Source organism: Streptomyces spirodelae (assembly GCF_017676385.1).
GTDB lineage: Bacteria > Actinomycetota > Actinomycetes > Streptomycetales > Streptomycetaceae > Streptomyces > Streptomyces spirodelae.
The window spans coordinates 53,789-65,590 of sequence record NZ_JAFFZN010000026.1; the positions used below are offsets into that span (position 1 = coordinate 53,789).

General features: G+C 71.6%; 11 protein-coding genes. 6 read left to right on the top strand and 5 right to left on the bottom strand.

Annotated elements, in window-relative coordinates; genetic code table 11:
- Positions 1 to 13: 13 nt before the first annotated feature.
- Together JW592_RS24900 and JW592_RS24905 are read right to left on the bottom strand one after the other, a co-directional pair.
- On the bottom strand, positions 14 to 1,204 hold the full coding sequence (locus tag JW592_RS24900) for a zinc-dependent alcohol dehydrogenase (protein WP_209267462.1): 1,191 nt from the start codon (positions 1,202 to 1,204) through the stop codon (positions 14 to 16).
- 30 nt (positions 1,205 to 1,234) lie between these two features.
- Entirely contained in the window at positions 1,235 to 2,161 is a 927-nt protein-coding gene (locus tag JW592_RS24905; protein ID WP_209267463.1) for an SDR family NAD(P)-dependent oxidoreductase, read from the bottom strand.
- A gap of 146 nt (positions 2,162 to 2,307) precedes the next feature.
- Between JW592_RS24905 and JW592_RS24910 the strand changes: the two genes are divergently transcribed.
- A complete protein-coding gene (locus tag JW592_RS24910) occupies positions 2,308 to 3,273 on the top strand; it encodes a TIGR03557 family F420-dependent LLM class oxidoreductase (protein WP_209267464.1) in 966 nt (321 codons plus the stop codon).
- Between the two features lie 94 nt (positions 3,274 to 3,367).
- Positions 3,368 to 3,775 carry a RidA family protein gene (locus JW592_RS24915; RefSeq protein ID WP_209267465.1) on the top strand — a complete coding sequence of 136 codons (408 nt, stop codon included), beginning with the start codon at positions 3,368 to 3,370 and terminating at the stop codon, positions 3,773 to 3,775.
- A gap of 51 nt (positions 3,776 to 3,826) precedes the next feature.
- On the opposite strand, the gene JW592_RS24920 is transcribed toward JW592_RS24915, so the two are convergent.
- Positions 3,827 to 4,255, bottom strand: a complete 429-nt coding sequence (locus JW592_RS24920) for a hypothetical protein (RefSeq protein WP_209267466.1) — start codon at positions 4,253 to 4,255, stop codon at positions 3,827 to 3,829.
- Positions 4,256 to 4,431: 176 nt separating this feature from the next.
- Between JW592_RS24920 and JW592_RS24925 the strand changes: the two genes are divergently transcribed.
- The 4 genes from JW592_RS24925 to JW592_RS24940 all read left to right on the top strand — a co-directional run bounded on the left by JW592_RS24925 (position 4,432) and on the right by JW592_RS24940 (position 8,866).
- Positions 4,432 to 5,583, top strand: coding sequence for a sensor histidine kinase (locus JW592_RS24925; protein WP_209267467.1), 1,152 nt, complete (start codon positions 4,432 to 4,434; stop codon positions 5,581 to 5,583).
- Positions 5,584 to 5,631: 48 nt separating this feature from the next.
- Positions 5,632 to 6,300 (top strand): response regulator, encoded by a 669-nt coding sequence (locus JW592_RS24930; protein ID WP_209267468.1) that lies wholly within the window; start codon positions 5,632 to 5,634, stop codon positions 6,298 to 6,300.
- Positions 6,301 to 6,431: 131 nt separating this feature from the next.
- Positions 6,432 to 6,686, top strand: coding sequence for a hypothetical protein (locus tag JW592_RS24935; RefSeq protein WP_209267469.1), 255 nt, complete (start codon positions 6,432 to 6,434; stop codon positions 6,684 to 6,686).
- Between the two features lie 2 nt (positions 6,687 to 6,688).
- Complete coding sequence (locus tag JW592_RS24940; RefSeq protein WP_209267523.1) at positions 6,689 to 8,866, top strand: MMPL family transporter; 2,178 nt, start codon at positions 6,689 to 6,691, stop codon at positions 8,864 to 8,866.
- 52 nt (positions 8,867 to 8,918) lie between these two features.
- Here the strand turns inward: JW592_RS24940 and JW592_RS24945 are convergent, their stop codons facing one another.
- Positions 8,919 to 10,253, bottom strand: a complete 1,335-nt coding sequence (locus JW592_RS24945; protein ID WP_307805534.1) for a DUF1266 domain-containing protein — start codon at positions 10,251 to 10,253, stop codon at positions 8,919 to 8,921.
- 153 nt (positions 10,254 to 10,406) lie between these two features.
- On the bottom strand, positions 10,407 to 11,798 hold the full coding sequence (locus JW592_RS24950; protein WP_209267470.1) for an NAD(P)/FAD-dependent oxidoreductase: 1,392 nt from the start codon (positions 11,796 to 11,798) through the stop codon (positions 10,407 to 10,409).
- Positions 11,799 to 11,802: the final 4 nt, after the last annotated feature.

Here is an 11,802-nt window from a genome sequence, read left to right on the forward strand (position 1 = left end):
CCCTCCCCAGCAATCACGTTGCCGAGGGCTTCAAGAGGGCTTTCACCATGCCGTCCTCCTTGCGCTGAAACGTGCCGTAGGCACTCGGCGCCTGCTCCAGCGACAGCGCATGCGTGGCGAAGTGGTCGACACCCAGCGGGTCCTCATCGGTGAGCAGCGGCAGGATGTCGTCCACCCAGTTGCGGACGTTCGCCTGGCCCATCCGCAGTTGGATCTGCTTGTCGAACAGCTTCAGCATCGGCAGCGGATCGGTGGCGCCCCCGTAGATGCCTGAGACCGACACGGTGCCGCCGCGCCGTACGACGTCGAACGCCGCGTTGAGCGCGGCCAGCCGGTCGACACCGGCCCGCTGCATCATCTTGGCGCCCAGCGCGTCCGGCAGCAGGCCGACCGCCTGGTGCGCGGCCTTGGCGACGGGCGCGCCGTGCGCCTCCATACCGACGGCGTCGATGGCCGCGTCCGTGCCCCGGCCCTGCGTCAGCTCCCGTACGGCGGCACCGAGGTCGTGGTGCTCGCGCAGGTCGAGGGTGTGCACACCGCGCGCACGGGCCCGCTCCAGCCGCTCGGGCACCAGGTCTACGCCGATGACCAGCTCCGCGCCCTGGTGCTGCGCGATCCGGGTCGCCATGTCGCCGATGGGTCCGAGACCCAGCACGGTGACACTGCCGCCCTTGGGGATGTCGGCGTACGCCACTGCCTGCCAGGCCGTCGGCAGGACGTCGGACAGATAGACGAACCGCTCGTCCGGCGGCCCGTCCGGCACCTTGATCGGCAGGTGGTTGCCGAACGGGACCCGCATGAACTCCGCCTGGCCGCCCGGCACCTGGCCGTACATCTTGCTGTAGCCGAACAGGGCGGCGCCGCTGTCGTACTCGTGCACCTGGGTGGTCTCGCACTGCGACTGGAGCCCCTGGCGGCACATCCAGCAGGTGCCGCAGCTCACGTTGAACGGCACCACGACCCGGTCCCCGGGGGAGAGCGCCGCCACTTCCGGGCCCACGTCCTCCACCACCCCCATCGGTTCGTGGCCGAGGATGTCGCCCTCGTCGAGGAACGGCCCGAGCACCTCGTACAGATGGAGGTCGGAGCCGCAGATCCCACTGGTGGTGACCCGGAGCAGGATGTCGTCCGGTTCCGTGATCTCCGGGTCGGGCACCGTCTCCACGCTGACGTTGCGCTTGCCTTGATAGGTGAGAGCCCTCATGTGTCCCTCCAGATCCCTTCGGGGCGCAATTCAGGCACCCATTTGATTCAGCCGCTTGGCCGCGCGGTCGTTCATCGCGCTGACCGCCGACTGCCAGCGCGAGCGCCCCTCGCGGCCGGACGGCTCCGGCCCCGGCATCATCCGCGCCACCAGCTCATTGGTGCGGGTGACCAGCGTCGGCGCCACCCCGTACGCTTTCGCGCCGAGCTGCGCCGCCGGGGTGAGGACCACCCTGGTACGGCGGTGTTCGAGCGCTCGGATGATGCGTTCGGCGGCCTCCAGCGCGTCCATGGACAGACCCGGCAGTCCCGCAAGCGTGGCGAACCAGGCGAACTCCTTGCCCTTGTCGCCGGACAGCTCCACCTGGCGGTGCGAGCCGGTCCGCATCAGTCCGGGATGGACTGCGGTGACGCTGACCCCGTGCTCGGCCTGTTCGGCGCGCAGCCCTTCCGCCAGCGCCGCGATGGCGGACTTCGCGCACGAGTACGGCACCAGATGGGGCACCGGGAGCAGCCCGCCGACCGAACCGATCAGCCCGAGCCGGCCGCCCGCCGGGCTCTCCCGCAGCTGCGGCAGCGACTCCATCGCGGTGTGCAGCGCGCCGAAGAACATCGTCTCCATCGCGCTCCGGAACGCCTCGGTGCCGGACTCCTCAGCGGGCCCCACCTGGATGTTCCCGGCGTTGGCTATCACCACGTCCAGTCCCCGCTGGGCTGCCGCGGTGTTCTCCACCAGTTCGTGGACGGCGGCCCGGTCGGTCACGTCGCACACCCGCCCGGTCACCTCGGTGTCCCGGGCCCTGCGGCGCAGCAGTCCGACAGCGCGGTCGAGCTCCTCCTCGTGGCGCGCGGCGATGGTCACGTCGCAGCGCCGTTCCACACACTGGCGGGCCAGCAGCAGTCCCAGCCCTCGGGAACCGCCTGTCACCAGCACCGACAGGTCCGAGAGTGTGTCCATGCCCGGTCTCCTTCGCACGGAGGTGTCGGTACCCGGCGGTTCCCAGCATCGGCCGTGTCACACCCTTCGGCGGCGGTGGAACGGTGCGAGTGTGCGAGAGGACGTGGAGGTACCCGAGGGGGGAGAGCGACCAAGGAGCAGTACACATGCAGATCGGCTACAAGCTCGCCACCGAGCAGTACGGCCCCCAGGAACTGATCCGCCAGGCCATCGCTGCCGAGGCCGCCGGATTCGACTTCGTCGAGATGAGCGACCACTACCACCCGTGGCTGGACGACCAGGGCCACTCCGCCTTCACCTGGAGCGTGCTCGGCGCCATCGCTGCCAGGACGGAGCGCATCCAGCTGGTCACCGGCGTCACCTGCCCCAGCATGCGGTACCACCCGGCCATCGTCGCCCAGGCCGCCGCGACGATGGCGCTCGTCTCCGAGGGCCGCTTCGTCCTCGGTGTGGGCTCCGGCGAACGTTTGAACGAGCATGTGATCGGCACCGGCTGGCCCGCCGTCGCCGAGCGGCACGCGAGGTTCCGGGAGGCGCTGGAGATCATCCGCCTGCTGTGGCAGGGCGGCTACCGCTCCTACGAGGGGAAGTACCTGCGTCTGGAGGACGCCTGCGTCTTCGACCTGCCGCCCGAGCCGCCCCTGATGGCCGTCGCCGCCGGCGGACCCGCCTCCTCCCGGATCGCCGCCGAACTCGGCGACGGCATCTTCGCCACCGAGGAGAAACCCGAGATCGTACGCGCCTACCGGGAGGCCGGCGGCACAGGACCCGGCTACGCCGAGGTGCCGACGGCATGGGCGGAGAGCGAGAGCGAGGCTGCCCAGTCCGCGCTCAAATACTTCCGGTGGGCGCTGGCCGGCTGGAAGGTGATGAGCGAGCTTCCCAACCCGGTCAACTTCGAGGCCGCCACCGCGCACGTCCGCGAGGAGGACATCAGGCAGCGCTTCGCCTGCGGCAACGACCCCGAGCGGTATCTGGAGGTGGCCAAGCCGTTCGCCGACGCCGGCTTCGACAGGCTGGTCCTGATGAACGCGGGCCCCGACCCGCGGGGCTTCCTGGACTTCTGCGACGCGGACCTGATCGGGCGCCTCAAGCGGGGACTGGGCGGCTGAGGCCCCTTCGGCCGGTGCGGATAACCGGTTGCGCGGGCCCGGCCGCTGCGTTGAGGTTCGGGGGAACCCACCCGGACCTCCCGAAGGGAACCCCGTGCCCCGAGCCGTCACTCTGGTCCGTTCCAACACCCTCTCCGACGTGGCCGAATACGCCTATGCGGCCACGGCACCGGCCGATGCCCGGCTGATCTTCCTCGCGGGGGCCTGCCCGCTGGACGCCGACGGCATCGTCACCCCCGTCGGCGACTACGCGGGCCAGGCCGCCCAGGCGGTCGCCAACCTGCGCACCGCGCTCGGCGAGGCGGGCGCCGACCTCACGGACCTGATCAGCACCAGGGTCCTGGTCGCCTCCAGCCGGCAGGAGGACCTGGGTGCGGCCTGGGCGGTCTACCGCGACGCCATGGGCGACCACGCCGTCCCCAGCACGCTGCTGGGCGTCACCGTGCTCGGCTACACCGACCAGCTGGTCGAGATCGAGGCGGTCGCCGCGGTACGGGACTGACGCGGACGCCCGGCGGCAGACCGGCTCCTGTACGGCGATGGGCGGTGGCCCTCAACGGCCGCGTGCGCGAGCTCTGCGCAGGCCCACGGCGCAGACGCCGCACAGAGCACCCCACGCGGCGTTGACGGCGAAGAGCGGCACGATCGACTGCGGACGGGCCAGTGGGCCGGCCAACTCGCCGTCGAGGAGCGGCGAGAGCACCCCGCTGAGCACGAGGGTGCCGAGCGCGTAGGCGAGACCGGCGGCGACGAGGGTCGGCAGCGGCTCGCGCACTCGGCTCAGGACACCGGCGCCGACCCACAGCACGGAGATGGCGGCCGTGAGAATCAGTGGGGTGGCGGGTCTGCCGAGGCTGCCGCTCAGCCCTGTGATCGAGAACAGCGGCCTGACCAGCGCGACAACCGCCAGCCCGATCACCACCGGCCAGTCCGGGCGCCGCAGCAGTGGCGGGGCCGAGTGCTTGTGCTCGTACATGTTCATGCCGCCGAGAATGGCCGTCCGGCTCGGCCCGGGGCGTCGCCCCCGGGCGGGCAACTGCTCTACCACTGGGGTTGTGGCGGTGCCGGGCAGCCGTACCTCCGTGGTTGCGGGTTCCTCCCGCGCGGTTCGGCCGTCCGGCCGACTCCGCTGTCACCGCGGCTGCTTAGGCTGGCCGCATGGCACGTGAGACCACGCATCGGCTGCGGCTGCCGGACGGCCGCACAGCGGATGTGGTGCCGGCTTGCGGTGTGCTGCTGCTGGGCGCCGTCTGGGGATCGGCGCCACTGATACGCGAACCGGCGGAGCCCTGGCCCGTGACCATCCTGGGCTGGCTGCTGACCGGAGCCGTGTGCGGGGCACTGTACGTGCGGCGTCGGTATCCGGTGGCCGTGACGGTGTTCGTCCTGGCCGCCACCGCCTTGTACTACGTCACCAGCACGTACGACGGCCCGCTGGTGGTCGCCGTGATCATCGCGCTCTATTCCGTCGCCGCCGAGGGCCGGTTGCAGGCGGCCCTCGCGCTCGCCGCCGTTGTCGTCATCGGGGTGGGCATCGGGGCGCTTGCCGGGAACAACGACATCAACAGTGTCGCCGTCTTCATGCTCACCGGCTGGCTGGTTGCTGTGGTGGCGCTCGGAACGATGCGGCACAGGCGGTTCGCCTATGCGGAGGAGGCGGCGCGACGCCGGGTCACCGAGGAACGGCTGCGGATCGCACGCGAGTTGCATGACGTCATCGGGCACCGGATCTCCCTCATCAACGTGCAGGCAGGCGCCTCCCTGCACCGGCTCCAGAAGCACCCGGGGGAGGCCGAGGAAGCCCTGGCCGCGATCAAGGAGAACAGCCGGGATGCGCTGCGGGAACTGCGCGCCACGCTCGGGGTGCTGCGCCAAGTCGACGAGGCGGCGCCGACGCAGCCGGCGCCGGGTCTCGCCCGCCTGGACGATCTGGTGGCCTCGGCCAAGCCGACGGGGCTCGACGTGCGAGTGCACAGCCAGGGCAGGGCAAGGCAACTTCCCGCCGCGGTCGATCTCGCGGCGTTCCGGATCGTGCAGGAGGCGCTGACCAACGTGACCCGGCATGCGGCCGGGGCCACCTCGGTGGACGTACGCCTCGATTTCGGGGAGCGGGAGCTCGCACTGGCGGTCGAGGACGACGGGAAGGTGACGGGTGCGCTGGACCGAAGGGCCGCGAGCCACGGCAGTACCAGGGGCAGTGGCATCGCCGGGATGCGGGAGCGGGCGGCTATGCTCGGCGGTGAACTTGCCGCGGAGCCGGGGCCGAACGGCGGATTCGCCGTCACCGCCCGTATTCCGTACGCGCATTGATGATCGGACCCGGCGGTCGGGTCACCTGACGATCGGAGCCGGCTTCTCATGATCGAGGTCCTGCTGGCCGACGACCAACGGCTGGTCCGTGCCGGATTCCGTTCGATCCTGGAGGACGAGGACGACATCACCGTGGTCGGCGAGGCGGGCGACGGCGAGGCTGCCGTGACCGCCTGTCGTCAACTGCGTCCCGACGTCGTCCTGATGGACATCCGGATGCCGGAGGTGGACGGCCTGGAGGCATCCCGCCGTATCGCCGCCGACCGCCGGCTCGCCGAGGTGCGGGTGGTCATCCTGACGACCTTCGACCTGGACGACTACATCTACGGGGCCCTGCGGGCGGGCGTCACCGGCTTCCTCGTGAAGGACACCGAACCCGAGGAACTGGTGCAGGCGGTACGGGTCGCCGCCCGCGGTGATGCGCTGATCAGTCCTTCCGTCACCCGTCGGCTGATCGCCGAGTTCGCCCGCCGGGTCAGGGCGCCCGAGGCCAGTCCGCGTCTGAACGCGCTGACGGAGCGGGAGCGCGAGGTGATGGAGCTGGTCGCGTCCGGGCTGACCAACGACGAGATCGCCGGGCGGCTGGTGCTGAGCCCGGCCACCGCCAAGACCCACGTCAGCCGCATCATGTCGAAGCTGGACGTACGTGACCGTTCCCAACTCGTCGTCCTGGCCTACGAGCTAGGGATGGTCAGTCCTGGCTGGCTCGCGGGGTGACCTCGCCGGCCCCGCTGCCGGAGCCGCAACCCCTGGGGTAGCCGGGCTCGCCCGGCCGCAACCACTGGCGTAGCGCGGATGCCCGCCGGAGACCGATGTCCGCGGGCGAACCTTCCCCGCACGCTCCGTCCATGAGAATTCCGTTCCTGTACGCCAAGGCCCCGGCCGTCATACTGGGGTTTCTGCTCGGCGGAGCCGCGGGCTTTCTGCTGACCGAGACGGTGGGCGCGTTCTTCACCTTCGTCCTCGACCGGACCCTCGATGTGGACGGCAGCAGCACGCTGCTGGCCGCCTTCATCGTCGTACCGGTCCTCAGCGCGCTCGCCGGTGCGGTGATCGGTGCGCGCCGGACGGGTCGTCCGATGTGCCGGAAGGGGGGCCGGTGAGCATGTCCCCCTTGCGCGGCATACCCGCGACCGGACCCTCCGACCGGTCCGCCGCTGCCTCTCAGCGCGGCGTCTTCGGTCGGCTCGCCGGCTGGTCCCAGCGCCATCGCTGGGGCGCTGTGCTGCTGTGGGTGGTCGTGCTGGCCGCGATCACACTCGGCTCGCAGGCAGCAGGCAGCGACTACCGCAACGACTTCACACTGCCCGGCACCGATTCCCAGGCCGCGACCGATCTGCTCGAGCGGCACGGCTCGTCGCAGGCGGGGGACAGCATCCAGATCGTTCTCGAGGACCGCGCGGGCATCCTCGAGCGCGAGCCGGCGGTGCGGCAGATGCTCGGCCGGGTACGCGACCTGTCCGGCGTCGCCGAGGTGCGCAGCCCCTACGCCGACGCCTCGGCCGTCTCCGAGGACGGCACGATCGGCTATGCCACGGTGACACTGGAGGACAAGGCGCAGCACGTTCCCAAGGCCGACATCACAAGAATCATCGACACCGCCCGGTCCGCCGCCGGAGACGGTCTGCGCGTCGAACTCGGCGGCGAGGCCGTGCGCGGCGCCGAGGAGGAAGGGGGCGGCTCGGCGGAAGGGGCGGGCCTGCTCGCCGCACTCGTGATCCTCGTACTGCTTTTCGGCTCGCTGATCGCGGCCGCACTGCCGCTGCTGACCGCGCTGTTCGCGGTGGGCGGTGCGGTCGGGCTGGTCGCTCTGGCCTCCCATGCGTTCACCGTCGCCGACTTCACCCCGCCGATCATGATGCTGATCGGTCTCGGCGTGGGTGTCGACTACGCCCTCCTGATCTTCTACCGCTACCGGCACGAACTCACCCGTGGCGCGGACTCCGAGAGCGCGGCCCTGCTCGCTGTGGACTCCGCGGGCCGGACGGTCTTCTTCGCCGGCTGCACAGTGATCACCGCAATGCTCGGCCTGATCGCACTCGGCCTCGGCTCGCTGCAGGGCGTCGCCCTGGCGGTGGCGCTGACAGTGCTGGCCACCATGGCGGCCTCGCTGATCCTGCTGCCCGCGCTGCTCGCGCTGTTCGGGCGGCGAATCCAGCGCCAGGTGCTCGGGCGCGCCGAGAAGTCCGCGGCCAAGGGAAAGGAAGATGGAGCCCGATGGCGGCAGTTGGCGGCCGCGGTTCAGCGCCGCCCGCTGCCCGCGCTGCTCGCCGCGCTCATCGCCCTCCTCGCCCTGTCAGCGCCCGCACTCGGCATCCGGCTCGGCTTCTCGGACGCGGGCAACGACGCGCGCACCACGACCAGCAGACAGGCGTACGACCTGCTGGCTGAGGGCTTCGGCCCCGGCTTCAACGGTCCGCTGATCCTCGTCGTGGACGGTGACAGGGCGGACGGCCGGGCGATCCGCACCGCCGTCGCCGAGGCCGACGGCGTCGCCGCGACCACTCCCGTACTGCCCTCGAAGAACGGAGGGCCCGCCACGGTCGTCGTCTTTCCTAAGACCGCGCCGCAGGACGAGGGCACCACCGAACTCGTGCACCGGCTCCGGGACGATGTACTGCCACCGCTGGAACGGCAGACAGGTGCCGAGGCTCTGGTCGGCGGACCGACCGCCGCCACGCAGGACTTCGCCGACAGTGTCGCCGAACGGATGCCGCTGTTCGTGGCGATCGTCGTCGGGATGTCGTCACTGCTGCTGGTGGCGGTCTTCCGTTCGGTGCTGATCCCGCTCAAGGCGGCCGTGCTGAACCTGCTGAGCATCTCCGCCGCGCTGGGTGTGGTCACGCCGGTCTTCCAGGAAGGCTGGTTCGGGGTGCAGCCCGGGCCCGTCGAGGCGTTCATCCCGGTGATGATCTTCGCAATCGTCTTCGGGCTGTCGATGGACTACGAGGTCTTTCTGATCTCCCGCATCCACGAGGAGTGGATGCGCACGAAGGAGCACGACCACGCCGTACGCGAGGGCTTGGCCGCCACCGGCAAAGTGATCACCGCGGCCGCGGCCATCATGATCGTGGTCTTCGCCGCCTTTGTGCTCAGCCCCAGTCGCATGCTGCAGCAGTTCGGGCTGGGCCTCGCGGTGGCGATTCTGGTGGACGCACTGGTCATCCGCTGCCTGATCGTGCCCGCCGCGATGCAACTGCTCGGCCGTCGCGCCTGGTGGCTTCCGGCACCGCTCGCCGCACGGCTGCCGAAGGTGGCGCTGGAGCGGCCGGAAGGCCGCTGACCCACCGACGCGCACGGGGGCCGGTCGCCTGTGCGACCGGCCCGGAGCGCGATCAGCCCGGCAGCTGGAACGGCACCGTGTTCCACGGGCTGCCCGGCGCCCGCAGCAGCGCGTGGTGCGCCTCCAGCACCTCGGTGTACCACTCACCGAACCGCTCCTCGTCGAAGTGCAGACAGCGGCCCATCACATACGCCGCCGAGAACTCCGCCCAGGAGCGGTAGCTGCTCCGTACGCCCGCGCTCACCCGCTCGAGAGCGTCGTACATCTCCGCCCGGGTCGCATAGCGGGCACCCCGGCCCCAGCGTGCCATCTTGGAGGCCCGTCCCAGGTCCCAGGCCGCGACCGTACGGACCACCTCGTCGGAGCCGAGCAGCCCGTCGGCGCGGAACCGCGCCTCGTAGCGCAGGATCTTGCCGACCATCTCGCGCATCTCCCCAAGGAACTGCTCGAATTCCGGCCCCTCGGGCGCCTCGACGGCGCGCCGCAGGGTGGCCTCCACACAGTCCCGCCACAGCCCGGCGTCCACCGGTCCACGGCCGCCGCTCGCGCCCCGCTCCCGGTCCAGCGCCTGCCGCGCACCCAGCACGAAATCCCAGAACCAGGGGCTGACCTCGCACTCCAGCAGCCGCTGCTGGGTCTCGAGCCAGTCCTCCCGGCTGGAGACCCCCCAGCTCTCCTCCAGCCGCTCGACCTCGGCGCTGTAGCCGGCGCCGTGCCAGTCCAGGGTGTTCCAGGGGTCGCCGTTGCCGTAGCACAGGTGCGCTCCGCAGGCGAGACCGTGCAGCAGCGGCCCTGGCTCCGGGGCACCGGTGCGGCGGGTGACGAGCCGGTCGGTGAGCACCTGCGGGTCGAACAGCTCCTCGTGCAGATCCGCCCACACCTCCCGCTCCTCGTCGTCCACCTGGAACATCTCCTGGCAGGGCGTCGCCGCGTTGACGACCAGCACGTCCACCTCGGGCGGCAGGATGTGGGCGAGGGTGCCCAGGGTGATGAACTCGAAGACGACATACGGGTGCGGGCGCGGCAGCAGACCGTCGGTGTAGACCTGTGTGATGGTGCGGGGGACGCCGTCGGAGCCGGTGATCCGGCTGGTGAGCGGCTGCCGTTCGGCCGGGTTGCGGTTGGCCTGCTCGATCGGCACCGGGTGGTAGACACCGTTCTCGGCGAGGGTGCGCAGGTAGGTGTAGCTCTCCTCGACCTGGGACAGCTTGTACAGCCGCCGCTCCAGATCGCCGGGGGCCTCCCAGCAGCCTTCGGCACCCCCGTACTCGATGACCGGGAAGATGTCGTCGTGATCGTCCTGCTCGCCTACCGCGTACACCCTCGTGCCCCGTTCCCGGCCCCGCCGCTCCAACTGCCCGGGCCCCTGCCCATGATCGACGGCCACGTTACCGCTCCTGGTGGCTCGAGTGGACCCGGGGAGCGGTCCTCCGGGTCGTTCGCACGCCCGGAGTCGGTGCCTGCACACCCCCGCAAGCGCTGGGGCCCGGCACGTTCAGCAGCGCCGGCGCGTGTCCTCCCTGCAGCGGCGGCTGAGGGCTCACCACGCCTCGTGGTGCGGCCGGCCGGTCTCGTACCGCGGGCTGCGGGCCAGGGCCCGGCGGCGACGGTCGGCCGCGGCCAGCCCTGCGACCTCGCGCAGCACGCCCAGCCGACCCCGGGCCAGCAGCCTGCCGACCGCCCCGAGCAGCCGGGGCCCGGTGACGATGTCGCCGGGCATCGCCCGGTGGTTGACCATCTCGAAGAGGCTGTCGGCCGTTCCCGCGCGGCGCATCCCGCGCAGCACCTCCGGCAGGACGGCGGGCAGCGGTGCGAGGCTGCCGATGTCGGCCGCGAACCAGTACGGCTCCACGAACTCGGCGTCCCGCCACGCCGCCCAGCGGCGCAGCGCCTCGTCCAGTTCTGTCCCGGCGGTCTCCGCCTTGCCGGTGCTGAGATGTCCGGTGACGGTCTCGGCCAGCCGGGCCGCCTGGAGGAAGGCGTCACCGATCCCGCGCCCCGCCGTCGGGTCCTTGAAGTGCCCCGCGTCGCCCACCAGCACCCAGCCTGGCCCCGACGACTCGCGGAAGTACCCCTTCCAGTGCGTGGCCGCGTGCGGCTTGTCGACCAGCCGCGCCCCGGACAGCGCCTTGGCCACGGGCTCGGCCGCCCGCGCGTACTCCAGCAGGCTGCCGGGCAGCCCGGCGCGGAACTCGCGCAGCCGGGCCGGGTCCACGCCGACCTGCACCTGGTAGAGCCCGTCGTCGGTGGGCAGGCCCAGCACCACGCGGTCGGCCCAGCGGTGGAAGACGAAGGTCGGCTCGCCGATGTCTGCTTCCGCGAAGTACCCCCAGAACAGCGCGAACTGGCTCGGCGTCACATGGTAGAAGCGGGCGCCCGCCAGCCGCGCCACGGTGGAGGCGCGGCCGTCGGCCCCCACCACCAGCCGGGCCCGCAGCACCCGCTCCTGCCCTGTGCCGCCCCGGGTCTCCTCGCCCCCCGTGGCCGAGGAGACCCTGACGCCGGCCACCCTGCCGTCCGCGGTCCTGACCAGGTCCGTCACCGCCGTGCCGGCCAGCAGCGTGGCGCCCGCTTCCCGGGCGGCTTCGGCCAGCAGCGGATCGAGCCGGAAGCGGCGCACCGACATCACGCCGCCCGGATCGCCGGGGCGCACCGGCCAGTTCACCGGCCAGCGCACGTCACCCACGCGGGCGTCGGCCCGCCCGATCAGCGGGGCTCCCGTGGTGCGCAGCTTCTCCAGGACGCCGAGCGAGTCGAGGAATGCCAGCGCGTCGGCCTGGAAGACATGGGTCGAGGGGGTACCGGAGGGCAGGCGGGCCTTCTCCACCAGGCACACCGTGTACCCCTGCCGGGCCAGCAGTGCGGCCAGCGGCGCCCCGGCGCATCCGGCTCCGACCACGATCACGTCGTACCGCTCGTCGCTGCCGCTCATCACC